Annotated in this window: 28 protein-coding genes; 16 read left to right on the top strand and 12 right to left on the bottom strand. The window is 69.2% G+C overall.

The window, feature by feature from the left end; translation table 11 throughout:
- Positions 1-32: 32 nt before the first annotated feature.
- The 3 genes from ABIN76_RS04115 to ABIN76_RS04105 form a co-directional block, all read right to left on the bottom strand.
- Positions 33-779, bottom strand: coding sequence for an HAD-IA family hydrolase (locus ABIN76_RS04115; RefSeq protein ID WP_346958449.1), 747 nt, complete (start codon positions 777-779; stop codon positions 33-35).
- 106 nt (positions 780-885) lie between these two features.
- Positions 886-1,896, bottom strand: coding sequence for a LacI family DNA-binding transcriptional regulator (locus ABIN76_RS04110; RefSeq protein WP_346958448.1), 1,011 nt, complete (start codon positions 1,894-1,896; stop codon positions 886-888).
- A 207-nt stretch (positions 1,897-2,103) separates the two neighbouring features.
- Positions 2,104-2,721, bottom strand: a complete 618-nt coding sequence (locus ABIN76_RS04105; protein ID WP_346958447.1) for a phospholipase — start codon at positions 2,719-2,721, stop codon at positions 2,104-2,106.
- Between the two features lie 355 nt (positions 2,722-3,076).
- On the opposite strand from ABIN76_RS04105, the gene ABIN76_RS04100 reads away from it, so the two are divergent.
- The 7 genes from ABIN76_RS04100 (at position 3,077) to ABIN76_RS04070 (ending at position 9,369) form a co-directional block, all read left to right on the top strand.
- Positions 3,077-3,340, top strand: coding sequence for a DUF6458 family protein (locus ABIN76_RS04100; protein ID WP_346958446.1), 264 nt, complete (start codon positions 3,077-3,079; stop codon positions 3,338-3,340).
- Between the two features lie 553 nt (positions 3,341-3,893).
- Positions 3,894-4,718 (top strand): DeoR/GlpR family DNA-binding transcription regulator, encoded by an 825-nt coding sequence (locus ABIN76_RS04095; protein WP_346958445.1) that lies wholly within the window; start codon positions 3,894-3,896, stop codon positions 4,716-4,718.
- A complete protein-coding gene (locus ABIN76_RS04090; protein ID WP_346958444.1) occupies positions 4,715-5,701 on the top strand; it encodes a 1-phosphofructokinase family hexose kinase in 987 nt (328 codons plus the stop codon). The genes ABIN76_RS04095 and ABIN76_RS04090 overlap by 4 nt, the downstream gene beginning before the upstream one ends.
- 2 nt (positions 5,702-5,703) lie before the next feature.
- On the top strand, positions 5,704-7,794 hold the full coding sequence (locus ABIN76_RS04085) for a fructose-specific PTS transporter subunit EIIC (protein ID WP_346958443.1): 2,091 nt from the start codon (positions 5,704-5,706) through the stop codon (positions 7,792-7,794).
- A 58-nt stretch (positions 7,795-7,852) separates the two neighbouring features.
- Complete coding sequence (locus ABIN76_RS04080) at positions 7,853-8,131, top strand: HPr family phosphocarrier protein (RefSeq protein WP_138767728.1); 279 nt, start codon at positions 7,853-7,855, stop codon at positions 8,129-8,131.
- A 444-nt stretch (positions 8,132-8,575) separates the two neighbouring features.
- Positions 8,576-9,079 carry an SRPBCC family protein gene (locus ABIN76_RS04075; RefSeq protein WP_346958442.1) on the top strand — a complete coding sequence of 168 codons (504 nt, stop codon included), beginning with the start codon at positions 8,576-8,578 and terminating at the stop codon, positions 9,077-9,079.
- 2 nt (positions 9,080-9,081) lie between these two features.
- Positions 9,082-9,369: a Rho termination factor N-terminal domain-containing protein gene (locus ABIN76_RS04070; RefSeq protein ID WP_346958441.1), complete on the top strand. Its 288-nt coding sequence runs from the start codon at positions 9,082-9,084 to the stop codon at positions 9,367-9,369.
- 37 nt (positions 9,370-9,406) lie between these two features.
- Here the strand turns inward: ABIN76_RS04070 and ABIN76_RS04065 are convergent, their stop codons facing one another.
- Positions 9,407-10,546, bottom strand: coding sequence for a Ku protein (locus tag ABIN76_RS04065; RefSeq protein ID WP_346958440.1), 1,140 nt, complete (start codon positions 10,544-10,546; stop codon positions 9,407-9,409).
- 40 nt (positions 10,547-10,586) lie between these two features.
- On the opposite strand from ABIN76_RS04065, the gene ABIN76_RS04060 reads away from it, so the two are divergent.
- Positions 10,587-13,190: an ATP-dependent DNA ligase gene (locus tag ABIN76_RS04060; protein ID WP_346958439.1), complete on the top strand. Its 2,604-nt coding sequence runs from the start codon at positions 10,587-10,589 to the stop codon at positions 13,188-13,190.
- 29 nt (positions 13,191-13,219) lie between these two features.
- On the opposite strand, the gene ABIN76_RS04055 is transcribed toward ABIN76_RS04060, so the two are convergent.
- Positions 13,220-13,477, bottom strand: a complete 258-nt coding sequence (locus ABIN76_RS04055; protein ID WP_346958438.1) for a hypothetical protein — start codon at positions 13,475-13,477, stop codon at positions 13,220-13,222.
- A 72-nt stretch (positions 13,478-13,549) separates the two neighbouring features.
- On the bottom strand, positions 13,550-13,780 hold the full coding sequence (locus ABIN76_RS04050; RefSeq protein WP_346958437.1) for a hypothetical protein: 231 nt from the start codon (positions 13,778-13,780) through the stop codon (positions 13,550-13,552).
- Between the two features lie 114 nt (positions 13,781-13,894).
- On the opposite strand from ABIN76_RS04050, the gene ABIN76_RS04045 reads away from it, so the two are divergent.
- The 3 genes from ABIN76_RS04045 (at position 13,895) to ABIN76_RS04035 (ending at position 17,514) form a co-directional block, all read left to right on the top strand.
- Positions 13,895-14,413: a GNAT family N-acetyltransferase gene (locus ABIN76_RS04045; RefSeq protein WP_346958436.1), complete on the top strand. Its 519-nt coding sequence runs from the start codon at positions 13,895-13,897 to the stop codon at positions 14,411-14,413.
- Positions 14,414-14,666: 253 nt separating this feature from the next.
- Positions 14,667-16,256 carry an MFS transporter gene (locus ABIN76_RS04040; RefSeq protein ID WP_346958435.1) on the top strand — a complete coding sequence of 530 codons (1,590 nt, stop codon included), beginning with the start codon at positions 14,667-14,669 and terminating at the stop codon, positions 16,254-16,256.
- Between the two features lie 190 nt (positions 16,257-16,446).
- Positions 16,447-17,514, top strand: a complete 1,068-nt coding sequence (locus ABIN76_RS04035; protein ID WP_346958434.1) for an FUSC family protein — start codon at positions 16,447-16,449, stop codon at positions 17,512-17,514.
- A gap of 11 nt (positions 17,515-17,525) precedes the next feature.
- On the opposite strand, the gene ABIN76_RS04030 is transcribed toward ABIN76_RS04035, so the two are convergent.
- The 5 genes from ABIN76_RS04030 to ABIN76_RS04010 all read right to left on the bottom strand — a co-directional run bounded on the left by ABIN76_RS04030 (position 17,526) and on the right by ABIN76_RS04010 (position 21,283).
- The gene (locus tag ABIN76_RS04030; RefSeq protein WP_346958433.1) at positions 17,526-18,314 is read right to left on the bottom strand and encodes an SDR family oxidoreductase; all 789 of its coding nucleotides are present in this window, start codon (positions 18,312-18,314) and stop codon (positions 17,526-17,528) included.
- Between the two features lie 32 nt (positions 18,315-18,346).
- Entirely contained in the window at positions 18,347-19,123 is a 777-nt protein-coding gene (locus tag ABIN76_RS04025) for a hypothetical protein (protein WP_346958432.1), read from the bottom strand.
- An 83-nt stretch (positions 19,124-19,206) separates the two neighbouring features.
- Positions 19,207-19,551 carry a GNAT family N-acetyltransferase gene (locus ABIN76_RS04020; RefSeq protein ID WP_346958431.1) on the bottom strand — a complete coding sequence of 115 codons (345 nt, stop codon included), beginning with the start codon at positions 19,549-19,551 and terminating at the stop codon, positions 19,207-19,209.
- Entirely contained in the window at positions 19,548-20,903 is a 1,356-nt protein-coding gene (locus ABIN76_RS04015) for an acyltransferase (protein WP_346958430.1), read from the bottom strand. Before ABIN76_RS04015 ends, ABIN76_RS04020 begins: the two co-directional genes overlap by 4 nt.
- A gap of 122 nt (positions 20,904-21,025) precedes the next feature.
- Positions 21,026-21,283, bottom strand: coding sequence for a metal-sensitive transcriptional regulator (locus ABIN76_RS04010; RefSeq protein ID WP_138767747.1), 258 nt, complete (start codon positions 21,281-21,283; stop codon positions 21,026-21,028).
- A gap of 222 nt (positions 21,284-21,505) precedes the next feature.
- Between ABIN76_RS04010 and ABIN76_RS04005 the strand changes: the two genes are divergently transcribed.
- The 5 genes from ABIN76_RS04005 (at position 21,506) to ABIN76_RS03985 (ending at position 24,757) form a co-directional block, all read left to right on the top strand.
- Complete coding sequence (locus ABIN76_RS04005) at positions 21,506-22,354, top strand: SGNH/GDSL hydrolase family protein (RefSeq protein WP_346958429.1); 849 nt, start codon at positions 21,506-21,508, stop codon at positions 22,352-22,354.
- Between the two features lie 90 nt (positions 22,355-22,444).
- Positions 22,445-22,654: a dodecin gene (locus tag ABIN76_RS04000; protein WP_346958428.1), complete on the top strand. Its 210-nt coding sequence runs from the start codon at positions 22,445-22,447 to the stop codon at positions 22,652-22,654.
- Positions 22,655-22,672: 18 nt separating this feature from the next.
- On the top strand, positions 22,673-23,644 hold the full coding sequence (locus ABIN76_RS03995; protein ID WP_346958427.1) for an aldo/keto reductase: 972 nt from the start codon (positions 22,673-22,675) through the stop codon (positions 23,642-23,644).
- A 218-nt stretch (positions 23,645-23,862) separates the two neighbouring features.
- On the top strand, positions 23,863-24,126 hold the full coding sequence (locus ABIN76_RS03990) for a GlsB/YeaQ/YmgE family stress response membrane protein (protein WP_175322464.1): 264 nt from the start codon (positions 23,863-23,865) through the stop codon (positions 24,124-24,126).
- 106 nt (positions 24,127-24,232) lie between these two features.
- Positions 24,233-24,757, top strand: a complete 525-nt coding sequence (locus ABIN76_RS03985; protein WP_346958426.1) for a hypothetical protein — start codon at positions 24,233-24,235, stop codon at positions 24,755-24,757.
- Between the two features lie 36 nt (positions 24,758-24,793).
- Here ABIN76_RS03985 and ABIN76_RS03980 read toward each other — a convergent pair whose 3' ends face one another.
- A complete protein-coding gene (locus ABIN76_RS03980; RefSeq protein WP_346958425.1) occupies positions 24,794-25,636 on the bottom strand; it encodes a putative protein N(5)-glutamine methyltransferase in 843 nt (280 codons plus the stop codon).
- Positions 25,637-25,863: the final 227 nt, after the last annotated feature.

Below are 25,863 nucleotides of genomic sequence, written 5' to 3'. Positions count from 1 at the left end.
ACGGTGTGCGGGTGGGGGGTGGCGGCGGCCGGCTAGAGCAGTTCGGCCAGATCGTTGACGACGATCGTGGCGCCGGCGTCGAGCAGGGTCTTCCGGCCCGCTCCGCGGTCCACGCCGATGACCGAATGGAAGCTCCCCGCGCTTCCAGCCTGGACACCGGAGACGGCGTCCTCGACGACGACGCACTCTTCACTGGGCAGGCCCAGCAGCCGGGCGGCGTACTGGTAAGTGGCCGGGCTGGGTTTGCCCGGCAGGCCCTCCGACACGGCGACGACGCCGTCCACCACTACCGGGAAGTAGTCCGACAGGCCGGCTGCCTTGAGCACCGGGACGGCGTTGCGGGAGGAGGAGACGACGGCGAGCTTGAGTCCGCGCTGGAGCGCGGCCTCGATGAAGCGGACGGAGCCCTCGAAAGGCGTCACGCCGCCGGCGGCGACGATGTCATTGAAGACCTTGTTCTTGCGGTTGCCGAGGCCGTGCACCGTGTCGTGCGCCGGGTCGTCGTCGGCCGGCCCCTCGGGCAGCACGATGTTCCGCGAGGCGAGGAAGTCGCGGACCCCGTCGAAGCGGGGCTTTCCGTCGATGTGGTCAAAGTAGTCGCTCTCGCGGTAGCCCTGCGCCTCCGGCACGCTCTTGAGGAAGCCGTCGAAGAGTTCCTGCCAGGCGCGCTCGTGCACCACCGCGGTGGGGGTCAGGACGCCGTCGAGGTCGAAGAGGATGGCGGAGGCGCCGGCAAGCACGCCGGCGTGGCCGGGCGTGGCGGGGGAATTCTCGGTCATGGATTGGGGGTCCTTTCAGACGGGTCCGGTAAAGCCTTGGGAAGGGTGGTGGCCCCGCGGGACGGCGCTCCGGGGCCGGGCGCTTTTCTGGGGGCGTTGTCCGGCATCAGCGCCGGCGGCGGGTGGTCCTGCGCTCGACCAGCTTGGTCTCCAGCAGGTGCGTGGCGGGGGGATTCGGAAGCCCCGAGCGGTGCAGCCTTTCGATCAGCAGGTTGGCGGCGAACGCGCCCTGGTCGGCGACCGGCTGGGCAATAGTGGTCAGCCCGAGGAACCAGCTCATCTGATGATCGTCTATTCCAATGATGGAGACGTTTTTCGGCGCTGACAAGCCGAGGTCCCGCAGGGCCATCAGCGCCCCGAAGGCAGTCTCGTCGCAGCCGGCGAACACTGCGGAAGGCATCCGGCGGTTTTCGATCAGCTCCGTCATGGCGCGGCGTCCACCCTCGATGCTGGAGCCGGCGTCGAGCACCAAGTCGGGGTCGACGGTCAGCTCGTGCTCGGCCAGGGCCAGCTCGAAGCCGCGCCGCCGCGCGTCCGCGGTGTCCACCGAGCGGTCCCCGGGCTCGCGGCCGGCCAGCATCGCCAGGTCCCAGTGACCCAGGCCGAGCAGGTGGCCGGTGGCTTGCCGCGCGGCCTCTTCGTTGTCGATTCCCACGTTGTCCCACGGCACGCCGCGCATGCCCACGCTCGCGACGGCGAGGCCGGAGGCTTCGAGGGCGGCTATCTCGTCGCCGTCGAGGGCGACGTTCAGCAGCAGGACCCCGTCCACCCGCTGGGCCAGGCCGGCCAGGTCGCCGAAGAGCTTGCGCTGCACGCTGGGCCGGTTCCGCAGGCTGATCAGCACGGTGTCGAAGCCGCTGTCGGCGAAGACCTCCTCGGCGGCCTCGACGGCCCGGGCGAAAAACCAGGCCGTGGCGGTGGGGGTGATGATGGCCACGGACCCCGTGCTGCCGCCGGCCAGCCGCGCGGCCGCGGGTGAGGCCTTGTAGCCCAGCTTGGCGGCCGCGTCGGCGACCTTGGCCTGGGCCTTTTCGGACACTTTGGGGAGGTCGCGGAGGGCGCGGGAGACGGTGCAGATGGAGAGCCCGGAAAGGGCTGCGACGTCCTGGATGGTCACGCGTGGAGCCTTAGCCATGCGACACGGGCCTGGACCTTTCTTCCCCCTGCAGTAGTGGGCCGATCAAATTGGCCAAAGATGAGTGTAAGCGCTTATAAATTCGGCGCGCAAGTGGCCTCGGTGTTCCATCGAATGGACTTGTCCGGCGGGCGCGGGATCCGGCGTCGGGCGCCTCGGGAGACGGCGTCGGACGCCTCGGGAGGAGCCTCAGCGCAGCACGTAGTGGCGCAGGAACGCGCCGACGTCCACGAGTTCGGCCGGGGAGATCGAGTGGCCCATTCCGGGGTAGCTGCGCGCCGTGAGTTGGGTGTTCCGGTGCAGCCAGTCCTCGGTGTGCGCCGTCGCGGCGTCGTTGATCACCGGATCCGCCTTATCCCGCCCCCAGAAGAACGGGGGCCGCGCGTCGAAGGCCTCGCTCATGGCGAGCAGTTCGTTGTCCAGCACAAAGCCGGACAGCCCGACGACGGCGCGGAAGCCCTCCGGCCGCAGCCGCAGCAGGGTGCTCGCCATCGCCATGCCCTGGGAGTAGCCGAGCAGGCTGACGCTGCTGTGCCGGTCCTTGACGGAGTCGATCCAGCTGAAGACCGAATTCGTGGCGGCGATGACGTCCGCGAAGTCGTGGGTGAGGAAGTAGTCCAGCAGGAACCAGCCGTAGTGGTCGCCGATCACCTTAGGCCCGCGGAGGGCGGCGCAGGTGAACGCGGGCGGCAGGTTGGGAAACAGGGCCGCCATGCGGGTCTCGTCCGTGCCGTAGCCGTGCAGCATCACCAGCAGCGGCGTGCCGGCGCGCTCGGCCTCCGGCTTTGACCAGACCACAGTATCCATAGGGACAGCCTAGCCAGCCCGGCCGGGCCGCCGGCGCGCCAGGACCGGCACCGGGCTACCGGGTCCCGCCACGGGTTGCGCCACGGGCTTGGGTTTCCGCTCCGGCCACGGATTTCCGCTGCGGATTCGGACAGATGCACCCCGGACCCGCGCCGCGCCCGTCCGGAAACGACGCCGTCGTCCGGAAACGCCGCGGAAATGGACCCGGCATGGCCCGATTCAGCCCCTCACCTGCGGATTCCCCCGGCGGGGCGGCCGCGGAATCGTTGAAAGGACACGTACGTGGCTGTAGCGTGACGCTTGACAGCATGCTTAGCAATACCTATCGGTCCCACCGGACACCAAGGAGCAAGTCATGAGAATCGGTTCCTCCATCTTCCTCATCGCCATCGGCGCCATCCTGGCCTGGGCCATCGCGCCCGGCCTGATCCCCAACGTGGACCAGACCATGGTCGGCTACATCCTGATGGCGGTGGGCGTCATCGGGCTGATCGCGTCCCTGATCCTGGCCTCCCCCGGCCGCGGCCGCACCCGCCGCGTCAGTGAAACTCGCTCCGTCGTCGACCCCAACACCGGCGAGACCATCACCCGCAATGAGAGCCGCGACGCCGGGATCTGATCCCGGACGCAGCAACGCGCTACGAAACTGACCCGGACGCCGGGCCGGACCTCTCAGGTCGGGCCCGGCGTCCTGCGTTTAAGCTGCAGCCGCCGAACGCCCCCCGTCGGGACATGCCCAGCCTCGGACGCGGTGAGTGGACAGGACCAGCCCCGGACAAGGCGAATGGACATGCCAACCCTTCGGCCCGACAGCCAGGCTCAATCCCCTGTATTACGTCCGCACATGCCCAACGCTCGTCCGGACATGCGCAGCCTCGGACGCGGCGAGTGGACATAGACCCGAAATGCCCACGTTTCGACCCGAGGGATGAGCATGTCCCCAACTGCACCGCGCGAGGAATGGGCATGTCCCCTTCAAAGCGCCCGAACTGGGCATGTCCCCGGACCCATCCGAGATCCCTTTCTGCGTTCATGTGGTCTTTCGTTGACAAAGCCACATGAACAAAGATAAAGTCAATCAATTCCACTTCATGTGATGGGGGTCACCGAAGCAGCCGGAGCCCCGGCACGTGGAGCAGCAGCACCCGATTAAACGTCGCAATGGAGGGCAAGTGTTCGCCGAGGAACGCCAACAACTGATCGTGGAGCTCGTCGCCGCCAGCGGCCGAGCCAGCGTGACCGACCTCGCCGAGCGCTTCAGCATCACCACCGAAACCGTCCGCCGCGACCTGGCCGCCCTCGAGATCGCCGGCACCGTCCGCCGGGTCCACGGCGGCGCGGTCTCCCCCGAGCGCATCAGCACCACGGAAGAAAGCATCCTCGAGCGCACCGTGCAGCGGCAGCCCGAGAAGACCCGGATCGCCGAGGCGGCCTTGGCCCTCATTCCGCAGGGCCGGTCCGGCAGCATCCTGATCGACGCCGGCTCAACCACCGAGGCCCTCGCGGATCTGCTCGCGGCCCGCACGGCCGCGGCCGGATCCGCCGGAGCGGCGGCCGCCACTGGCGCCGCGGGCGACGCCGAACTCGTGGTTATTACCCACGCCCTGCCCATCGCGGCGAAGCTGTCCGGCGGCCCCGGCATCGCCCTGCACCTGCTCGGCGGCAAGGTCCGCGGCCTGACCCAGGCCGCCGTCGGCCAGTCCACCGTCGAAGCCGCCGGGCGGATCCGGCCCGACATCGCGTTCATCGGCACCAACGGCATCTCCGCGGCCTTCGGGCTGAGCACTCCCGATCCTGAAGAAGCAGCCGTCAAGGCCGCCTTCGTCCATTCAGCGCGCCGCATTGTGGTGCTGGCTGATTCCTCCAAGCTGGACGCGGAAACGCTGGTTCAGTTCGCCTCCCTGAAAGACCTGGACACCGTGATCACAGACACGACACCCAGCCCGGACCTCGCCGCGGCCCTCGCGGACGCCGGAGTGGAGGTGGTGGTCGCATGATCGTCACCCTCACGGCCAATCCCAGCCTGGACCGCACCGTGGCGCTGCCCGGCCCCCTGCTCCGCGGCGAAGTCCAGCGCGCCATTTCCGTCCGGCAGGAGTCCGGCGGCAAGGGAGTCAATGTCTCCCGCGCCCTCGTGGCTTCCGGCCTGAAAACCCTTGCCGTGCTGCCGGGAGCGGACGCGGACCCGGTGCTCGCCGGGCTGCGGGACAGCGACGTGCCGTTCGCCGCCCTGCCCATCGGCGAGCCGCTGCGCAGCAACGTGGCGCTCACCGAGCCCGGCGGCGTCACCACCAAGATCAACGAGCCCGGCCCGGCACTGAGCGGCGAACAGCAGGAAGCCCTGATCGGGCTGCTGCTGGACTCCTCCCGCGGCGCCAGCTGGGTTGTCCTGGCCGGGTCCCTTCCGCCCGGAGTCCCGGCCGACTTCTACGCCACCGTGACCCGGCGGCTGCGTTCCCTGCACGACGGTACCGAGGCACCCCTCATCGCCGTCGACTCCTCCGGCGAACCGCTTGCCGCCGCGATCTCCGGGGACGCCCTGGGGAAACCGGACCTGCTCAAACCCAACGCCGAGGAACTGGCGGAGCTGGCTGCCGCAGCCGGGTTCGCCACGGATAAGTCCGCCGAGGAACTCGAGGCCGATCCGGAGGCTGCCGCGGCAGCCGCCGCCGCCGTCGTGCGTTCCGGGGTGGGTGCCGTGCTCGCCACCCTCGGTTCCAAGGGTGCGGTGCTTGTGACGGCCGACGGCGCGTGGCTGGCCACGCACCCGCCGGTCAATGCGGTCAGTACGGTCGGCGCCGGCGATTCCTCGCTGGCCGGCTACCTGCTCGCCTCCAGCCAGGGCGCCGCCCCGGCCGATTGCCTGCGTCAGGCGGTGGCCCATGGTGCCGCCGCTGCTTCCCTGCCCGGTTCCACCGTCCCGGCAGTGCACCAAACAACCCCCGCCGCCGTAACCATCACGGCCCTGAAAAAGGATTGACAGTGACCCAGCTCATTACTACCGAACTGGTCGAGCTCGACCAGAATCTGGGCTATACGCCCGAGGACGTGATCCGGCGCCTGGCAGGCAGAGTTGCAGCCAACGGCCGCGCCACCGAAGTCGAAGGGCTTTTCACCGACGCCTTCGCCCGCGAATCCAAGACCGCCACCGGGGTGCCGGGCGGCATCGCGATCCCGCACTGCCGTTCGACGGCGGTCACGGAAGCGACGCTGGCCATGGCGCGGCTGTCCCAGCCGGTCGATTTCGGCGCCAAGGACGGCCCGGCAGACCTGATCTTCTTCATCGCGGCCCCGGAAGGCGCGGACCAGGAGCACCTCAAGCTGCTCTCCAAGCTGGCCCGGTCGCTGATCAAAAAGGACTTCACCGCGTCGCTGCGGGCCGCCGCCACGCAGGCCGAGGTGGTGGAGCTGGTCGAGGGCGCGCTGGCGGACAAGCCCGCCAGCCACGCCGCCACCGTCCCCGCCGCCGCAGTCGCGACGGCCGGAGCAAGCGCGCCACCGGCCGGTGCCAGCGGTTCACCCGCCGCGGCTGAAGCAGCCGCCGGGGCTCCCCGCACCAAACGCCTCGTCGCGGTCACGGCGTGCCCCACCGGCATCGCCCACACCTACATGGCCGCCGACTCCCTCGTGGCGGCCGCCAAGGAAGTCGGGGTGGACCTGCAGGTCGAGACCCAGGGCTCCTCCGGCGCCAAGGCACTGGATCCGGCCGTGATCGCCGCGGCTGACGCCGTGATCTTCGCCGTCGACGTCGACGTGCGCGGCAAGGAGCGCTTCGCCGGCAAGCCGGTGATCAACGCCCCGGTCAAGCGCGGCATCGACGAGCCGGACAAGATGGTCCAGGAGGCCCTCGCCGCGGCGGACAACCCCAACGCCCGGCGCGTGCCGCACTTCGGCGCCGAAGAACAGGCCCAGAACGAGGCCGAGGAAAAGGGCGAGCACATCGGCCAGAAGCTCAAGAAGGCCCTGCTCACCGGCGTCAGCTACATGATCCCGTTCGTGGCCGGCGGCGGCCTGCTGATCGCGCTCGGCTTCCTGATGGGCGGCTATCTGATCACGAATTTCGCCGATGACATCGTGGTGCAGAACAGCCTCTTCAACCTGCCCACGGAGTTCCCGGACAACGCCTGGGGCCCGCTGGGCGCCTACCTCGGGGCGGTGCTGTTCAAGATCGGCGCGCTCTCGCTGGGCTTCCTGGTTCCGGCCCTGGCCGGCTACATCGCCTACGCGATCGCCGACCGTCCCGGCATCGCCCCCGGCTTCGTCGCCGGTGCCGTGGCCGGATTCATGGGCGCCGGCTTCCTCGGCGGCATCGTCGGCGGCCTGCTCGCCGGCTACATCGCCCTCGTGATCGGCCGGCTGCAGGTGCCCCGCTGGCTGCGCGGCCTGATGCCGGTGGTTATCATCCCGCTGCTGGCCTCAATCGTCGCCTCGGGCCTGATGTTCCTGATCCTCGGCGGCCCGATCGTCGCCATCACCAAGGGCCTGAACGCGTGGCTCTCCGGACTGACCGGTGCGGGTGCAATCGCCCTCGGCGTGATCCTGGGCCTGATGATGTGCTTCGACCTCGGCGGCCCGGTCAACAAGGTTGCCTACTCCTTCGCCGTCGCCGGGCTCGGCGCCGCATCCCTGGACAACCAGGCCCCGTGGCAGATCATGGCGGCCGTGATGGCCTCCGGCATGGTGCCGCCGCTGGCCATGGCCCTTGCCTCCACCGTGCTGAACAAGAAGCTGTTCAGCCTCGCCGAGCAGGAGAACGGCAAGGCCGCCTGGCTGCTGGGCGCCTCCTTCATCTCCGAAGGCGCCATCCCCTTCGCCGCGGCCGACCCGCTGCGCGTCATCCCCGCCAGCATGGTGGGCGGCGCGGTGACCGGCGCCATTTCGATGGCGGCCGGCGTCGGTTCCAAGGCTCCGCATGGCGGCATCTTCGTCTTCTTCGCGATCGACAACTTCCTGATGTTCGTCGTCTCGATCCTGGTCGGCACGGTGGTCACCGCGCTGTCCGTGATCGCGCTCAAGCGCTGGGCAGTCAAGAAGACCGTTGATACGGTTGAACCGGTTCCCGTAACCGTCTGAGCCGGTCCAAACAGACCTTCCCAAGCTGATCATCCAAAGCTGAAATCAAGGAGCAGAAATGACCGAACGTAACGCCACCATTGCCAGCCGCGTGGGGCTCCACGCCCGTCCGGCCGCCATCTTTGCCGAGGCTGCAGGCGAGTTCGATCTCGAAATCACCATCGCCCGGCTCGGCGAACCGGAAGACGAGGCCATGGACGCCGCCAGCATCCTGTCGCTGATGAGCCTCGGCGCATCGCACGGCGAGGTTGTGGTGTTGCGTGCCGAGGGCGATGGCGCCGACGCCGCCCTGGACCGCCTCGTCCAGATCCTCGAAACGGACCACGACGCCGAATAGCGGCCCGCCGCGGCGGCCCGGCAGCACCCTTCGCGGGGTGGTGCCGGGCCGCCGTCGTTTCCGCCGACGCCGGCCCGAGGGACATGTCCATCCTTGGCCGCGGCGCGTGGTCATACGGGCACAGTGTCCATCGACGGACCTGACCGGAGGGCATGTCCCGTGGGCACAGTGTCCAGCGCCGGACCTGACCGGAGGGCATGTCCCGTGGGCACAGTGTCCATTGGCGGACCTGACCGGAGGGCATGTCCCGTGGTGGCACCGATGACGGGGTAGTGACGGGCTAGCACCGGGCCGCCGTCGTTTCCGCTCCCGGCCACTCCCCCGCAGCATCCGTAAGGGGCCTTAGTAGATGCTTGTGTTCCCCTCCCCGCGTCGATAGCTTGGAAAACGCGGCTGCCGGACGGGCAGCCGCCAGGACCAGTTCCCGCCTTAAGGAGACGAACCGTGGCAAGCGTGCAGGAGAGCATCGACGTCGACGTCCCCGTGTCGACCGCGTACAACCAATGGACCCAGTTCGAGACCTTCCCGGTGTTCATGAGGGGCGTTGAGGCCGTGGAGCAGATCGACGAGACCTCCCTCCAGTTCCGCACCGACATCGCCGGCGTGCGGCGCGAGTATCTGGCCCAGATCACCGAGCAAACACCGGACCACCGGATCGCCTGGGTTAGCACGGACAAACCCCGCAACGCCGGCACCGTCACGTTCGACTCCCTCGGCGCCGACCGCACCCGCGTCAGCGTCGAACTGGAGTGGGAGCCCGAAGGCATGGTGGAGAAGGCCGGCTCCGCGCTCGGTGCGGACAGCCGCCAGGTCGGCGCGGACCTCGGCCACTTCAAGGAGTTTATCGAGTCCCGCGGCATCGAAACCGGCGGGTGGCGCTCTTCCGTTGACCGCGGCGAGGTCGACGACGTCCAGCCAGCTGATCCCGCCGACGGAGGGCCGCGGTAGCCATGCCCACGAAGAAAGGTGAGCCGAGGGGTTCCGAAAGCCCCAGCATCAAGGACCCGGAACTCTACGAGGCCCTGTTGGACGACGGCGCCTCGAAGCAGAAGGCTGCCCGGATCTCCAACGCGGCGGCGAAGCGGGGCCGGTCCTCGGTGGGCCGCAAGGGCGGCAAATCCGGCGACTATGAGGACTGGACGGTCGCGCAGTTGAAGGAAAAAGCCAAGGAAATCGGGCTCAAGGGCTACTCGGCGAAAAAGAAGAGCGAACTCATCTCCGCGCTGCGGAACTCCTGAGCCGATGACGGCAGCGCCGCAGGCGGCTACCCCCGGCTCAGGCGCCCTTGCGCGCCGCCCCCTTTGTCGCAGCTGTCTTCGCCGCGGTCGTCTTGGCGGCGGTTGTCTTGGCGGCAGCTGTCTTGGACGTGGCGGTTTTCGATGCGGCACTCTTCGACGCCGTCGCCTTGGCCGCGGGGGTCTTCGCGGAGGTCGTCTTGGACGCCCTGCCGGTACCGCCGGAGGCCGCTTTCGCGGTGGTTTTGGCGGCTGCCTTCGGGGCCGCCTTGGACCGGGTTGTCCGGGCCGCGGCAGCTTTCGCCTTGCTGCCGGCCGCCGCGCCGTCGTCCTCCCCTGCACCACCGTCGTCGTCTGCAGCGTCGTCCGCAGCGGCGCGGGAACCGGCAGCGGCTCCGCGCTTGCGCTCGAGGCTGCGCTTCAACGCGTCCATCAGGTCGATCACCTCGCCGGTCCCGGCCTCCGCCGCCGGGGCGCCGAAGGTCTCCTCCGTATCCAGCGACTCGCCCTGTTCGATCTTGGCATCGATCAGCTGCCGCAGCTGGAGCTGGTACTCGTCCGTGAACTGCTCCGGCTCGAAGTCCGCCGCCATCGAGTCCACCAGGGCTGCGGACATTTCCCGCTCCTGCGCCGAGATCCGCACGCTGGTTTCAAGCGCGGGGAAGCTCGCCTCGCGCACCTCGTCGGACCAGAGCAGCCCCTGCAGCACCAGCACATCGCCGCGGATCCGCAGCGCCCCCAGCCGGGTCTTTTCCCGCAGCGCGAACTGCACGACGGCCACCCGGTCGGTGTCTTCCAGCGCCCGGCGCAGCAGCACGTAGGCCTTGGGCGACTTGGCGTCCGGTTCGAGGTAGTAGCTTTTCTCGAACATCATCGGGTCGAGCTGCTCGGCGGGCACGAACTGCACCACTTCGATCTCGTGGCTGTTCTCCGCCGGGATCGACTTGAGTTCCTCGCGGCTGAGGATCACTGTGCGGCCCTCGTCCTCGTAGGCCTTGTCGATGTCCTCGTAGTCGATGATCTTGCTGCAGACTTCGCACCGGCGCTGGTAGCGGATCCGGCCGCCGTCGGCGTTGTGGACCTGATGCAGGCTGATGTCGTGGTCCTCGGTGGCGCTGTAGACCTTCACCGGCACGTTGACCAGCCCGAACGCTATTGCGCCTTTCCAGATGGCTCTCATGGCTCAAGTGAACACCAGAGCCGGACGGAGGTGAAGTGTTTTGGCTGACAGCAAGGAACGCGTCCGCGTTGACGGCCGGGAACTGGTGCTGACCAACCTGGAGAAGGTGATGTACCCGGAGACCGGGACAACCAAGGCCGATGTACTCGCCTACTACGCCGCGGTGGCCCCCGTCCTGATCCCGGCCGCGGCGAACCGTCCGGCCACCCGGAAGCGCTGGGTCCACGGCGTGGGCACCGCCGGCGCGCCGGGCGAGATGTTCTTCCAGAAGAACCTGGACCACTCCACGCCGGGGTGGGTACCGCGGGCGTCCATCACGCACAAGGAGCGCACCATCCAGTACCCGCTGGTCAACGATCCGGCCACGCTCACCTGGCTGGCCCAGATTGCGGCGTTGGAGATCCATGTGCCGCAGTGGCGGGTGGATTCGCACGGCAACGCCATGCCGCCGGACCGGCTGGTGCTGGACCTGGATCCCGGCGACGGCGCAGGCCTGGCCGAGTGCGTGGAAGTCGCCAAGCTGGCCCGCAGCATCCTGCAGGACGTGGGCCTGGAGCCCGTGCCCGTGACCAGCGGCAGCAAGGGCATCCACCTTTACGCCGCGCTGGATGGGACCCAGAGCTCGGACCAGGTCTCCGAATTCGCCCACGAACTGGCCAGGGCGCTGGAGGCGGACCACCCGGACCTGGCGGTCAGCGACATGAAGAAGACCCTGCGCACCGGCAAGGTGCTGGTGGACTGGAGCCAGAACAGCGCTGCCAAGACCACGATCGTCCCCTACTCGCTGCGCGGCAGGCTCCGGCCCACCGTGGCGGCGCCGCGGACCTGGCGGGAGCTCGCCTCGCCGTCCCTGCGCCAGCTCGACTACCGCGAGGTGATGAAACGGGTGCAGGCGGGCAAAGACCCGTTCGCGGCCATCTCCGGCGGCGCCCACGCGGCCCATTCCGCCGCTCACCCCGGCGCGCCGGCTGCCGGCGCTGGGGCCGGCGCCGGGGCCCGGTCCGGGGCCGACGCCCACACCGCGGACAATACCGGCGACGGCGGCGACACCGACCCCCGGCTGGAGACCTACCGGGCCAAGCGGGACGCGGCGGCCACGCCGGAGCCGTTCACGGCCGAACAGCACCGCGGCAGGACAGACGACGGCACGCTCCGGGAAAGCTTCGTCATCCAGGAACACCACGCCAGCCGGCTGCACTTCGACTTCCGCCTCGAGCGCGACGGCGTGCTGGTGTCCTGGGCGCTGCCCAAAGGCGTTCCCACCACCAAGGCCAAAAACCACCTCGCCGTCCAGACCGAGGACCACCCGATGGACTACGCGGACTTTGAGGGCACCATCCCCAAGGGCCAGTACGGGGCGGGCACCGTCAGCATCTGGGACCGCGGGCACTACGAGTGCGAGAAGTGGATCGCGGGCAAGGAGGTCATCGCCACCCTCACCGGAGCGGAGGGCGGCGGGCTGGGCGGCACCCGGAGGTTCGCGCTGATCCACACCGGCCAGGCCAACGACCAGTGGCTCATCCACCTCATGGACACCCCCGACGCCGGGCCCGGCCGCCAACCGGCCCCGGCGGGCCACCAGCCGGCGGCGGCAGGCCCCCCGGCGGCTGCAGACCCCCCGGCCGGGTCCGCCCGCGGCCCTGCCGCCGCCGGCCCGGCCGGCTCCGCACCGGACCCGGCGGAGCTCGCGCCGATGCTGGCGAGTGCCGGTACCCCTGCGGACCTGGCGGACAAGGACTGGCAGTTTGAACTCAAATGGGACGGTATCCGGGCGCTGATCCTCGGCGACGCGGACCGCATCCGGCTGATCAGCCGGAACGGCAAGGACATGTCCGCCAGCTACCCGGAGCTCACGGAGCGCTCCTGCTGGCCGCCGCAGGACTTCGCCGCCGACGGCGAGATCATCGCCGTCGGACCGTCCGGCCGCCCCGATTTCGGGCTGCTGCAGGGGCGGATGAAGCTGAGCAAGGCCGCCGACGTCGCGAAGGCGCGGGCTTCCACCCCGGTGCGCCTGATGCTTTTCGATCTGCTCACCGAGCGCGGGGAGGACCTGCGGCGCCGGCCCCTCCGGGAGCGGCGGGACCGGCTGGAGGCCTTCTTCGGGGCCGGTTCCCGCGACGGTGCCTGCCCGGTTGAACTGTCCGAGGTGATCGACGCCGACGTCGGGCACATCCTGGAAAGCGCCGAGGAGCTGGGGCTCGAGGGCGTGATGGCCAAGCGCACCGGCGGGCGCTACGTCGGCCAGCGAAGCCGGTCCTGGCTCAAACTCAAGCTCGGGAAGACCCAGGAAGTGGTGGTGGGCGGCTGGCGGCCAGGCAACGGCGGGCGCCGCGACACGGTCGGTTCGCTGCTGCTGGGCATCCCGGAGGGGACGAAGCTGCGCTACGTGGGCCGGGTGGGCAGCGGTTTCAGCGGCCGCGAACTCAGGGAACTGCGCCAGCAGCTGGATGCTTTGCCGCGCAAGACCTCGCCCTTCGCGGAGGTCCCCGCCGAAGACGCCTCGGACGCCCAGTGGGTGTCCGCCAAGCTGGTGGGCGAGGTGACGTTCGGCGAATGGACAGCCGGCGGGAAGCTCCGCCACCCGGTCTGGCGCGGCTGGCGCCTGGACAAGGCCCCGGCCGACGTCGTCGTCGAACATGGCTGAGGGCCCGCCGTGGCGGACCCCCAGGGTGTTTAGTCGTGATGCGGGATCTGCGGGCGGCTCTGCCGGTGGATGGCCGCGTCTGCCACCTGCTGTGCCTGCTGACCGCGGACAACATCGCGGTCCTTGGGATGACGGTGCTTCCCGCTGCCGTCAGGCCACTCATGGCCGTCCGCGGGCGACGGCGGTTCCGGGCGCTTGCTCTCGGGCCCGGGCACCTCGTCCATGGACTCCGCCAGGTGACCTGCAACCTCCGGCTCGATCTCTTCTTTCGAGTGATGATCCGCCATGGCTCTTCCTTTCTGCGATGAAATGAAGCGTCCCCCAATCGTAGGTCGGCGCCGTTGAGATGTCTCTAGGTCCTACCAGCGGACTTTCTTCTGCGCGGGACCCTGCTTGCCGCTGGCATGGGTGGGCTTATGGCTGCGGCCGACACTGGGCAACCCGGCCCCGCCGCGGGACTTGCTGGCCAGCATTTCCCGCTGGGCATCGGTGAGGCGGGATTTGACGCCCTGTTCCGGCTTTGCCGCGGCGCCGGGTTCATCCGCGCCGGGCGTTCCGGGCTCTTCGCGCTTGCCGGTGTTCTCTGTCATGGGAAGCTCTCCTCGGCTCGGCTGTTGCCAACACCGGCAACGACGCCGGCGATGAGTCAACCATAGGCGGCGTCCGCACCCGTTGGACAGAGACAGGAAAAGTTAGGCTGGGGCATGGATTACACCATTCGTCACGCCACTGCCGACGACGCCGATGCCTTGGTCCGGATGCACACCCTGGCTCACGAGCAGTGCTACGCAGCCCAGCTGCCCGCGGCGTTCTTTGAAGCCCGGCGCGCCAACCTCCTCGAGCGGGTGGAACGGCGCCGGCCCCACCTGGACGGTGCCGAGCCCCGGATCATCGCCGTGGACGCCAGCGACAACATCATTGGATTCGCCGACGCCGGACCGGGGCGGGACGCGGACCGGCCCCGGGAATTGGAGCTGTATTCCCTCTACACGCTGACCCACGCCTACGGCAGCGGGCTCGGCGCCGCCCTGCTGGAAGCCGCCATCGGCCACTCCCCCGCCTACCTGTGGTTGCTCGAAGACAACCCACGGGCCCGGGCCTTTTACGCCAAGCACGGGTTCCGGCCCGACGGGGAACGCAAACTGCTGCCGGCCGACTGGTTCGAACTGCCCGAGATACGTCTGGTGCGGCCGGCCGGAAGGCCCCGAAAGGCTGCCGGATAGTCCCGAAAAGCGCCCAAATGCGGGCCGATGCGAAAAAACTTGGCGGAAAGTTCCGGGACACGGCTTCTTCCCAAGAGCGGCGCGGATAAATCCGGCACGAAGTCACCGCCGATAGTGCCCCTTTGGCGCCGGAATCGGCTGATCATACGGCACCAGAATCGGAAACGCCATGGAAATCGCGTAAAATTGAAAGCCTGCCCGGAGCGGGGCAGCTACAAGTCGCAAGCAAATGACCTCCACAGGAGTTGCCCAAATGCCCAAAGACCGAAGCACGACCGACTCTTCAGCTGGCGTTTTGAACGCCAGCGGAACCAACCAAGGCGCACCCAGGGGCGCCAAGAAACCAAAGCTGCGCCGACGTCGGCTCCGTGAGTCCGACGTCAACGTCGTCGACCAGCCGATGCTGAAAAAAGCGCTCGGCGGCACCATCGTGGGTAACACCATGGAATGGTACGACGTCGGCGTGTTCGGCTACCTGATCACCACCATGGGGCCGGTTTTCCTGCCCGAGGCGGACAAGTCCGTCCAGACCCTCTTCCTGCTCGGCACCTTCGCCGCCACCTTCATCGCCCGCCCTCTCGGTGGCGTGGTGTTCGGGTGGCTTGGCGACAAGATCGGCCGGCAGAAGGTCCTCGCCGCGACCCTGATGATCATGGCCGCCAGCACCTTCGCCGTCGGCCTGCTGCCCGGCTACGCCCAGATCGGCATCTGGGCCGCGGTCCTGCTGGTCCTGTTCAAGGTCATCCAGGGCTTCTCCACCGGCGGCGAGTACGCCGGCGCCACGACTTTCGTGAGCGAGTACGCCCCGGACAAGCGGCGCGGATTCTTCGCCAGCTTCCTGGACATGGGCAGCTACCTCGGCTTCGCGGCCGGCGCCGCCCTGGTTTCCGTGCTGCAGCTGACGCTCGGCCAGGACACCATGGAGCAGTGGGGCTGGCGTATCCCGTTCCTGCTGGCCGGTCCGCTGGGCCTGATCGCCGTCTACTTCCGGAGCAAGATCGAGGAATCCCCGCAGTTCCAGGCCACCCTGGACGCCCAGGAAAACCTCGCCAAGGACGCAACCGCCGCCGACGCGGCCGCATCCAAGGGCCCGGTGGGCATTGTGAAGGCCTACTGGCGCTCTATCATCGTCGCGATGATCCTGGTAGCCGCGGCCAACACCGCAGGCTACGCCCTGACCTCGTACATGCCGACCTATCTCACCGAGTCCAAGGGCTACGACGAGCTGCACGGCACCTTGCTGACCATCCCCGTGCTGGTCATCATGAGCCTCTGCATCCCGCTCACCGGCAAGCTCTCCGACCGGATCGGCCGCCGCCCCGTGCTGTGGATCGGCGCCCTGAGCACCGTCGTCCTGGCCACCCCCGCGTTCCTCCTGATCGGCGTCGGTGAGATCTGGTCCACGCTGGCCGGCCTCGCCCTGATCGCCTTCCCGGTGACGTTCTACGTGGCCAACCTGGCGTCCGCGCTGCCGGCCCAGTTCCCGACGGCCAGCCGCTACGGCGCCATGGGAATTGCGTACAACTTCTCGGTTGCGATCTTCGGCGGCACCACCCCGTTCATCGTCGCCGCGCTGATCAACGCAACCGGCAACGACATGATGCCGGCCTACTACCTGATGGCCACCTCGGCGATCGGCGCAGTGGCGATCTACTTCCTGAAGGAATCGGCTCAGATGCCGCTGCCGGGTTCCATGCCGAGCGTCGACACCCAGGCCGAGGCCCGCGAACTGGTCGAGACGCAGGACGAGAACCCGCTGATCGACCTGGAGCACATGGACATGCCGCTCACCTCGGCCGACGCAAACGGCCCAGACGCCGGCAAGGTTCCGGCCCGGGCCTAGTCCGGGCCCGCCGGCCCGGAACGCCCTAACCAGCGCCCCGCCCAGAGAGGCCTGTCCCGCGTACTTTTCCATTGGGGGAAGCACCCGGGGCAGGCCTTTGGCGCGTTCGCTGGCCGCCGCCAGCGTCCCAGGCGACACCCCTCCCCAACCGCCCCATCCCCACCCCGATCCGCACCCCGAGGAGGTCCGCGTGCAGTCCCTGTTGCGGCACGTCCGTGTCCTGCACCGCCTAGGCCCGGCGAACCGCGACCGCGTCTCGGCGCTGCGCGTCGCCGTCAGTGTGGCGGTGCCGTCCCTGGCGCTGCTCGCGGCCGGGCGACCGGACCTCATCATCTACGCCGTGTTTGGCGCCCTCACCGGGATGTACGGCCGCTCGGAGCCGCACCAGCTCAGGCTTAAGCACCAGCTGCAGGCGGCCTTCGTTCTGGTGGGCGGGCTGGGCGTCGGCGTCCTGCTCTCGGTGAACCAGCTCCACTCCTGGGCCCTCGTGGCCGTGGAATCGGTCCTGGCCTCCGCGGGATCCCTGTTCGCGGACAGGGTCGGGCTGCGGCCCAACGGCCCGTTCTTCGGCATCCTGGCGCTGGGGGCCTGCGCCTCCATCCCCACCGCGGACCCGTGGCCGCTCGCCGTCCTGATCGGCGCGGGGTCCGCGGCATTCGCCATGGTGGTCGGCTTCGGCGGCTGGGTCCGCGGCCGGGCCTGGCAACGCGGCGCGGAACGCGACGTACCGCCGCTGCGCGGAGTCCGCCGCCGCGCAGCCTGGATCCACGCGGCGCGGTACCTGGCCGCGGTAGCGGCGGCTGGCAGCATCGGGGTGATCAGCGGCAGCGGGCACCCGCACTGGGCTATGGCCGCGGCGGCGGTCCCCCTGGCGGGCGCGGACCTGCCCAGCAGCGTCTACCGCGGGCTGCACCGGATTGTCGGCACCCTGCTGGGCCTGGTGGTGGTCGCCGTCGTGCTGTTCCCCTGGGCGGGGTCACCGCTGCGGCTTTTTCCCGGGCACGAGACGGCGGCCGTGGCGGTCCTGGTGATCGTCCTGCAGTTCACCACCGAGCTCTTTATGGCCCGCCACTACGGCCTCGCCATGGTGTCATTCACCCCCGTGATCCTGCTGATGACGCAGCTGGCCTTCCCCGCCGACCCGCGGCTGCTGGTGGCGGAACGGGCGGTCGAAACCCTGATCGGCGCCTGCACCGGGATCGCCGTGGTGGTCCTGATCCGGCGCCGCCGGCCGGCCGCCCCGGCGACGCTCAGGTAGCGCGCCCGCGCCTACTTCGCGCGCCGCGGCGGCCCCGCGACCAGCCGGGCGGGCAGTACGCGCGTCGCAGCGGTGAGAATCTTGTAGCGCTTGCTCGGGATCGAGACGGCCTTGCCCTTTTCGTTGTCGGCGAGGCCTTCGCGGACCACTTGGTCGGCCTGCAGCCACATCCAGCGCGGCGCCACCGTCTTGTCCATGCCCATCCGGTCGTGGAATTCGGTGTGCGTGAAGCCGGGGCACACCGCCGTCACCTTCACCCCGCGCCCGGCATAGGCGAGGTTGGCCCAGCGGCTGAAGCTGAGCAGCCACGACTTCGCGGCGGAATACGTTTCGCGGGGCAGGAACGCCGCCACGGACGCCACGTTGATGATCCGGCCCGAACGCCGTTGCAGCATGCCCTGCAGCGCGGCGTGCGTCAGTTCCATGGCCGTCTCGACGTGCAGCTTGAGATGCCGCTTTTCGTCCGCGATGGCGTTGTCGGCAAAGGACTGCAGCAGCCCGATCCCGGCGTTGTTGACCAGGATGTCCACCGGCCGTGCCGGATCGCTCAGGCGTGCAACGACGGCGGCCACACCGGCGTCGTCAGCCAGGTCGGCGGCCAGTGTCTCGGCCCGGACGCCGTAGCGGTTTTCCAGTTCCGCTGCGCGGTCCCGCAGCCGCGCCTCGTCACGTGCCACGAGAACGACCGGGTGGCCCTGCTCGGCGAGCTGGCGGGCGAATTCGGCCCCGAGGCCGGCGGTAGCGCCGGTGACCAAGGCGGTGCCGGGGGTGGCTGACGATCCGTGCGCGGGTGTGTTCATAGCCACAGCCTAGCGGCGCCGCCTGCGGGGAGTCAGGCGGGCACCGGACCGGCGGCGAGTTCGCCGTCCGCCGGGCCGTCCGGGGCGCCGTTCACGTCGGCAGGGTCCTGCCCGGCGCCGGCCGCGTCCGAGGCGCGATAGCGCTGCTGCAGCTCTTCGGCGGCGAGCTCGTACCAGGTGTGCGCGCCGAAGGAGGGGCTGGGGGTGTCCAAGTGACGGTACAGCGCGTCGGCCAGCTGGCCGAGGGCCTCGTCGGAGAGTGCCTGCACGGTGGCGGCCGGATCCAGGGTCCCCTCGAAGTAATCGGAGAGCTCAAGGCCCTCGATCAACTCCGAATCGGCGCAGCCGGTACCGTCCGGCGCGGAAGCGGCGCCGTCGATGGTGTCGACTTCCGCGAGGAGCCGGCCGTTGACGGCTCCGCTGATCTCGCCGTCCAGGCCCGCGAGCGCCTCGCCGTCGGAGCCGACGTGCAGCAGGCAGATCGGCAGCTCGGCTGGTTCCTGGAGGCGGACCCGGAAGGACTCGGAGCCGCCCGGGGCGATCCCGACGGCGGCCGCCACGGCGTCCGGGGTGGCCACCGGATCCTTGGTTGCGGCGAGCTGGCGGAGGTAGAGCAGGATCTCCGGGTCGAGGTGGGAGGCACCGTGCAGATCGATGCTCACGTCCGAGCCGGCGGCCAGACGGCTGGCGCGGCGCACGATGTGCAACAGGGCGGGGTAGTTCGCCTGGGTCAGGCAACCGGTAACTTCGAGAGTCACGTGTCCGGGATCGACATCAACACGGACAAGCACACGCAGTTTGTGGTTCACGGGGTTCTCCAAATGACACGTCCTTGAGCCAACTGCATAACTCAAGCTAAACCATACGAAATTGTCGCCCCGCTCACAAGCGGCTACGCCCCTGCCGGTGCCTGTTCCGGCCAGTCGATGCACTGGTTGTAGGCGTCGTGTTTGCGCAGGTAGCGGTAGATGTAGGGGCAGTGCGGGATGATCCGCTTCCCCGAGGCCACCACATCGTCCAGGGCGAAGTGGGCGAGCACACCGGCCAGCCCCTGCCCCGTGAACTGCTCGGCCGTCTCGGTGTGGATGAAGTCCACATGGCCCGGCCGGTCAATGTAGCGCACCTGGACCGCGAGCTTGCCGCCGACGTGGAGCTCGTAGCGGTGCAGGGCGTCATTGCGGGTGGTGGAGACGTCCGGGCTGAACGTGTCTTCAGTAGCTGCCGAGTTCTCCGTCATGGTTCGAGATTGGCACTTAATGGCGGGTGTGGCAATGGCAGTCCGGATCCGTCCGGCCCGCTTGCCGTCGAGCCTCCTGCGGGGCTCCCGGCCGCCCCGCGGACCGGAACGCGGCCCAGCAACAGCACGGCGAGCGCGAAGCAGGCCGCCCCGCCGCCGAGCAGCCCCACGGTGAGGCCATTGAGCGCCGCGTCGGCCACCGGGATGAAAACGACGACGGCGGCCGTCAGCACGGCGACCGCCGGCCGCGGGCGGGACCGGCCCGGCGCCGTCGGCCGCTCCTCCAGCCGGCCGAACACCGCCAGCACCGGCAGCAGCAGGACGACGATGCCCAGCAGCACCAGCGGGCGGGTCCACCACCACACCGCGCTCCCGCCGGCCGGCTGCGGAAGGTCGGTCAGCAGCAGCAGGCCGGACATCGCTGCCAGCAGCGGCAGATGCCAAAGGTAGACGGTCATCGAGCGCCGCCCCACCCGGGCCAAGACGCTACGGATCCGGCCCAGGTCCGCCAGCCGGGAAAGCAGCGGCCGCAGCAGCTGCAGCGTGGCGGCCTGGGCGGCGGCCAGCAGGAGCAGGGTCAGGTTGGGCGGGTTGAGGTTGACCAGCATGTTCCCGGAGTACAGCCGCAGCACCACCAGGACACCGAGCAGCAGGTTGGCCGCCGCAATGATGCCGAGCAGTCCCGGCGGCGACAGGCCCTGCAGTGTCCCGTCGGCCACGAGGAAGCCGAGCTGCTGCACGGCGCACCAGAGGAAGACCATGTTGGCGTGGGCCAGCCCGGGCAGCGCGCCGCGGAGGCAGTCCACCGCCACCACAAGGGCGACGAGTCCGGCAAGGGTGGACCAGGGTGCCCGGTCATGGAGCGCGGCCAGCCAGGGCAGATTCAGTTGCGCGGCGAGGTAGGCGGCCAGGAACCACAGGGGCATGCCCGCGCCCGTGGCCAGCAGCGCGATGACTTGCGGGTCCACTCCGCTGAGCCTGGCGGCCCACAGGCCTGTGAACATGGCGGCCAGCAGCACCGCCGCCGGGCGGATCAGCCGCAGCAGCCGGCCCTGGACGAACTCGACGGCGCTGCCGCCCCGGTCGCGCAGCCGGCGCCAGGAATACAGGCCGGTGACCCCGCCGGCGACGAAGAACAACGGCATCACCTGCAGCACCCAGACCACCGGCTCGAACCAGCGCTGGTTGCCCAGGGTGTTTTCGGTGCTCACGGTGCCGTCCGGATGCAGGACCGGGCTCACCATCATCGTGTGGCCGACGACTACCAGCGCAAGGCAGAAGAAGCGGGCCAGGTCGATGACCAGGTCGCGCTCCGGCGCGGCCGCTGCCGGTCCGTCTGCGGGCTGCTGCATGGAACTCCTTAGCCTCACGGCAGGGTCACCCGGCCGCGCTTCCTCCATTGTCGGCCGTGCAGGAGGGAACGCAAGAGGCCGGGATCATCAGCTGATCCCGGCCTCTTGGCGATGGCATGCGCTTAGGCGAGCGAGAGGAAAAGCTTCTCCAGCTCGGCACGGTCCAGGCTCGGATCCTCCTGCTGCATGCACTGCTGCAGCCCGGTGGCGATGATGGAGAATCCCGCCTTGTCCAGGGCGCTCGAGACGGCGGCGAGCTGCGTGACGACGCTCTTGCAGTCCCGGCCTTCTTCGATCATGCGCGTGACCGCAGCGAGTTGGCCCTGGGCCCGGCGCAAGCGGTTAATGACGGACTTCATGTCCGTGGGATCGAGTTCCATGGCGGCCTCCCGGAGTAAATGGTTTCCTTCCTATGATATACCCCCCTTGGTATTTTCCATACCCCGTGTGGTATTAGGGGGCTCCGACTGCTCCGCAGGCGCCGCTCCGGGGCCCCACCAGGGCCGTCACGGAGCAGCGGTTGGCCAAACGGACGCGAATGCCCTCCGGTAGGGACATAAGTACCTACCGGAGGCCGGTGCGGGGGGCGTATTGCTGAAGATGTGAACGCGGCCAGCTTCGGTAATCCGGCGAGGGCCCGAAAAGGTGCCACCACCGGCCCGGGCCCCTGGAAACGCTACGTCGCCCTGGGGGATTCGTTCACGGCCGGCCTCGGCGACCCCGAGCCCCTGAGCCCCGGCGGCATGAGGGGCTGGGCGGACCGGATCGCCGAGGAACTCAGCGCCGCCCGCGGGGATTTCTCCTACGCCAACCTGGCCATCAGCGGCCTGGTGCTGCAACAGATCGTGGACCAGCAGCTCGGCCCGGCGATCGCCCTGAAACCGGACCTGGTGACACTGTCCGCGGGCGGCAATGATCTGGTGTTCCACCGCCGGGATCCCGACCGGCTCGCGGTGAGCCTTGACGCGGCCGTCGCGGCGCTCTCGGCCGCCGGGGCGACCGTGGTGCTCTTCACCGGGCCGGACTGGGGGGACACCCCGGTCTTTGGCCACATCCGGGGCAAGGTGGCCGTGTTCAACGAGAACATCCGGACCATCGCGGCCCGCCACCACGGCGTGATTGCGGACCTGTGGACGCTGCGGCAGTTGAGCGATCCCCGGATGTGGGATCCGGACCGCCTGCACTTCTCCCCGCTGGGACACCATACGATCGCGGGCATGGTCCTGGACACACTGCAGGTCCCGCACGGCCTGCAGCCGTTGCACCCCAAACCGCTGCCGGCCGGCAACTGGCGGGAGACCCGGGCCGGGGACCTGGCCTGGGCCACGCACTATCTGCTGCCCTGGATGATCCGGCGCGTCCGGCCGCGCGACGGCGACGCGCCGCCCGCACCCAAGCGGCCCCAGCCCGGGCCGGTCTTCGGCTCCCCCGCCCCTGCCGCCCACCCCTAGTCCGGCCGGGATCTGTCGGCTACTCTGCAGGGACGGCCCCCCGGCCACCGGCCGGACACAGCAGACCGATGACGATCCCGAGGAGCGAAGTTGTCTAATCACACCTACAGCATTTCTGAAATTGTTGGGACCTCGAATGAAGGCGTGGACGCCGCCGTCCGCAACGGCATTGCCGAGGCCGCCAAGACGCTGCGAAACCTGGACTGGTTCGAAGTCAAGGAAATCCGCGGGCACCTCGAGGACGGCCAGGTAGCTGACTGGCAGGTAACCATCAAGCTCGGGTTCCGGCTGGAGCGCTGACGTCCGGAAGGGCGGCGCATGCAGTACACCCAGCTGGGCCGTTCCGGCCTGAAAGTCTCCCGGCTATGCCTGGGAACCATGAACTTCGGTCCGCAGACCGAGGAGCCTGCCGCCCACGCGATCATGGACGCCGCCCTGGAGGCGGGCATCAATTTTTTCGACACCGCCGACGTCTATGGAGGCTCCAAGCACCGCGGCTGGACCGAGGAAATCCTGGGCCGCTGGTTCGCCCAGGGCGGCGGCCGGCGGGAACGGACGGTGCTGGCCACCAAGGTGTACGGCACCATGGCGGACCGGCCGAACGAGTCAAGACTCTCCGCGCTGCACATCCGCCACGCCCTCGACGCAAGCCTGCGGCGCCTCCAGACCGAGTACATCGACCTCTACCAGTTCCACCACGTGGACCGGAACACGCCTTGGGAAGAGATCTGGCAAGCCGTGGACGTCGCGGTGCAGCAGGGGAAGATCCTCTACTCGGGCAGCAGCAATTTCGCCGGCTGGCACCTGGCCCGGGCGCAGGAAGCCGCGGCGCACCGGCATTCAAACGGACTGGTCAGCGAGCAGTCGATCTACAACCTGCTGACCCGCAACGTCGAACTTGAGGTAATTCCGGCCGCGCAGCACTACGGGCTGGGGATCCTGCCATGGTCGCCGCTGCACGGCGGGCTGCTCGGCGGAGCGCTCAAGAAGGAGTACGGCGGCGTCCGCCGGGCCGAGGGCCGCGCTGCGGAGGCCCTCAAGAAGCACCGCAACCAGATCCGCCGCTATGAGGACTTCGCGGACGAGCTCGGCCACCAGCCCGGAGAACTGGCGCTGGCCTGGCTGCTGCACCAGCCCGCCGTGACGGCGCCGGTGACCGGCCCGCGCACCCGGGAGCAACTGGACGCCGCCCTCCGGTCGCTGCAGATTGACCTCGACGCCGCGGCCCTTGAGCGCTTGGACACCATTTTCCCCGGCCCTCGGACCGCCCCGGAAGACTACGCCTGGTGAGCCCCGCCGCGTCCTTTCACCCGCCTGGCGCTGGCGCCCGTCCGCGGATTACCGGCCCGCTACGGACGCGTAAATTCCCGGTGAATACAAAGGATTTTTGAAACTTTTCCGTGTGCCGAGTGGCGTTTTGATAGTAAGCATGATTAGTATTTAGGCAGAAGGATGAAGCGCACCCGGCAACCCGGGTGTCTCCTCAATGAAAGAGAAGGGCCGATAAAATGGGTTTTTTCGCATTTCTTATTCTGGGTCTTATTGCCGGCGCAATTGCTAAGGCTATCCTGCCGGGACGTCAGGGCGGTGGCTGGGTCATCACGCTGATCCTCGGTGTTGTGGGCGCCCTCCTGGGCGGCCTCATCGGCAGCGCAATCTTCGGCACGGGACTGCAGGAATTCTTCTCGCTGACGACGTGGCTGCTCGCGATCGGCGGTGCGATCATCGTACTGCTGGTCTACGGCATGATCACCAAGCGCTCGCACCGCTAAAACGGTGTGACCGGAAAACCGGTCCCGGGATTCTTTCCTGGGGCCGGTTTTTTGGTACCGGACCACTTTTCGAACTCTTCCAGAGCACCAAGAGCAGGAGTACAGCATGAAAGCCAAACTTCTTTTCGGCACCGGCCTCGCGGCAGGTTACGTCCTGGGATCCCGTTCCGGCCGGGCCGCCTACGAAAAATTGAAGGCCCGGGCAGCAGACCTCTGGCAAAGCAAGCCGGTCCAGGACAAGGTGGCGGCCGCAGCCGATGCGGTCAAGGAAAAGGCACCCGAGGTGTCCAGCCAGCTCACCGAGGCGGCCCGCCGCGCCGGCACCGTGATCAGCTCCGCGGTCCACCGGGAGGACACCCCGTCCCGCAGTGCCTCCGCCGCGGAAAGCCCGGCGAAAAGCACCGAGGCAACCCCCTCAGGCGGCGCCATCCCGGCGCACAGCACCCACCCCGGCACGGCGAACCTGGGGACCTCCGGCGGCGCCCACGTCGCCGTGGACAACAGTGCCGACGCCGCGTCGGACGTCCACTCGGATCCCGCCTTGAATGACGAGACCGGGCAGGACTGGTCCGACGAGGGCGGGGCTACCCCCGCCGGACCGGCCACCAACGTCGATCCGGACAAGCACTGACCGGGCTGGCCCCGCCACACCCGGGGACGGGCTCCCTCAGCTGCGGCCTCGGCCCGCGGCACCGGCACTGACGGCACCCAGCACCACGGTCGCGTCCCGCTTCCGGGAGCTGAGCACCTGGCCGGAAAGCCCGTTCCTGGCAAAGATCTGCACCGTCTGCGGCGCCTGCCGCGGGCTCGTCTCGATCAGCAGGTGGCCGCCCGGCGCCAGCCACTCCGGCGCCGCGGCGGCCACCCGCCGTTGAAGTTCGAGTCCGTCCGGGCCGCCGTCGAGCGAAACCCGCGGCTCGTGCAGCCGCGCTTCCGGCGGCATGGTCCCGATCATCCCCGAGGGAACATAGGGCGCATTCACGGCCAGGAGGTCCACCCGGCCGCGGAGCCGGTCCGGCAGCGCCCCGTAAAGATCGCCCTCGTGCACCTCCGCGCCCAGCGGCAGCAGGTTGCGCCTTGCGCAGGCCGCCGCGGCGGCGTCGATGTCGGCGGCATGCAGCTCCAACGGCCCGGCAGACGCGGCGAGCGCGGCGCCGACGGCGCCGGAGCCGCAGCACAGGTCGACGACGACGGGCAGCCCTCCCACCGGACCAGCTTCCCGTGATTTTCCTGCCCGCACGAGCTTTGCCCCCTGCCGGACGAGGTACTCGGTGCGGCGCCGGGGAACGAAAACGTGCGGGTCCACGGCGATGCGGAGGCCGCAAAACTCCGCCCAGCCCAGCAGCTGCTCCAGCGGCAACCCCAAGACGCGCTGCCGGACCAGCGCTTCCAGCTCTCCGTCCGTGGCCGCGGCGGCGGCCAGCAGGGCAGCCTCCTCTTCGGCGAACACGCAGCCGGCGGCGCGCAGCCGCTCGATTACACCGGACTGCGGCAAGGGCAAGGCCTGCATGGAATCACCACTTTCCGGCGCGGATAGTGCCGCGGTTCCCGCCGCGGCCCTGGAAGCCCCATGCTATCCAAGCCGCGGCGCGCAGCCCCGGCAGGCTGCCGGTATGCGGGTGGCTGCGGCCCGCGGACGCGGGTCATCAGTTTGCTGAGAATTCACTGGAAAATCCCTATGCAAGCGCTTACAATTGTGACTTGGCTCTCAGTAGCCGGTCTCCCGCATCCCTCCCT

The organism is uncultured Arthrobacter sp. (assembly GCF_964021775.1).
Taxonomy (GTDB): domain Bacteria; phylum Actinomycetota; class Actinomycetes; order Actinomycetales; family Micrococcaceae; genus Arthrobacter.
This window is presented reverse-complemented; position numbering and strand designations above follow the sequence as displayed.

Bases quoted from the DNA above. Each gene is read 5' to 3' on its own strand.
- ABIN76_RS04065 (WP_346958440.1), bottom strand. From the start codon at position 10,546: ATGAGAGCCATCTGGAAAGGCGCAATAGCGTTCGGGCTGGTCAACGTG.
- ABIN76_RS04010 (WP_138767747.1), bottom strand. From the start codon at position 21,283: ATGGAACTCGATCCCACGGACATGAAGTCCGTCATTAACCGCTTGCGC.
- ABIN76_RS04045 (WP_346958436.1), top strand. From the start codon at position 13,895: ATGGATTACACCATTCGTCACGCCACTGCCGACGACGCCGATGCCTTG.
- ABIN76_RS04100 (WP_346958446.1), top strand. From the start codon at position 3,077: ATGAGAATCGGTTCCTCCATCTTCCTCATCGCCATCGGCGCCATCCTG.
- ABIN76_RS03995 (WP_346958427.1), top strand. From the start codon at position 22,673: ATGCAGTACACCCAGCTGGGCCGTTCCGGCCTGAAAGTCTCCCGGCTA.
- ABIN76_RS04080 (WP_138767728.1), top strand. From the start codon at position 7,853: ATGACCGAACGTAACGCCACCATTGCCAGCCGCGTGGGGCTCCACGCC.
- ABIN76_RS04050 (WP_346958437.1), bottom strand. From the start codon at position 13,780: ATGACAGAGAACACCGGCAAGCGCGAAGAGCCCGGAACGCCCGGCGCG.
- ABIN76_RS03990 (WP_175322464.1), top strand. From the start codon at position 23,863: ATGGGTTTTTTCGCATTTCTTATTCTGGGTCTTATTGCCGGCGCAATT.
- ABIN76_RS04030 (WP_346958433.1), bottom strand. From the start codon at position 18,314: ATGAACACACCCGCGCACGGATCGTCAGCCACCCCCGGCACCGCCTTG.
- ABIN76_RS04015 (WP_346958430.1), bottom strand. From the start codon at position 20,903: ATGCAGCAGCCCGCAGACGGACCGGCAGCGGCCGCGCCGGAGCGCGAC.
- ABIN76_RS04105 (WP_346958447.1), bottom strand. From the start codon at position 2,721: ATGGATACTGTGGTCTGGTCAAAGCCGGAGGCCGAGCGCGCCGGCACG.
- ABIN76_RS04020 (WP_346958431.1), bottom strand. From the start codon at position 19,551: ATGACGGAGAACTCGGCAGCTACTGAAGACACGTTCAGCCCGGACGTC.
- ABIN76_RS04070 (WP_346958441.1), top strand. From the start codon at position 9,082: ATGCCCACGAAGAAAGGTGAGCCGAGGGGTTCCGAAAGCCCCAGCATC.
- ABIN76_RS04055 (WP_346958438.1), bottom strand. From the start codon at position 13,477: ATGGCGGATCATCACTCGAAAGAAGAGATCGAGCCGGAGGTTGCAGGT.
- ABIN76_RS03985 (WP_346958426.1), top strand. From the start codon at position 24,233: ATGAAAGCCAAACTTCTTTTCGGCACCGGCCTCGCGGCAGGTTACGTC.
- ABIN76_RS03980 (WP_346958425.1), bottom strand. From the start codon at position 25,636: ATGCAGGCCTTGCCCTTGCCGCAGTCCGGTGTAATCGAGCGGCTGCGC.
- ABIN76_RS04090 (WP_346958444.1), top strand. From the start codon at position 4,715: ATGATCGTCACCCTCACGGCCAATCCCAGCCTGGACCGCACCGTGGCG.
- ABIN76_RS04040 (WP_346958435.1), top strand. From the start codon at position 14,667: ATGCCCAAAGACCGAAGCACGACCGACTCTTCAGCTGGCGTTTTGAAC.
- ABIN76_RS04115 (WP_346958449.1), bottom strand. From the start codon at position 779: ATGACCGAGAATTCCCCCGCCACGCCCGGCCACGCCGGCGTGCTTGCC.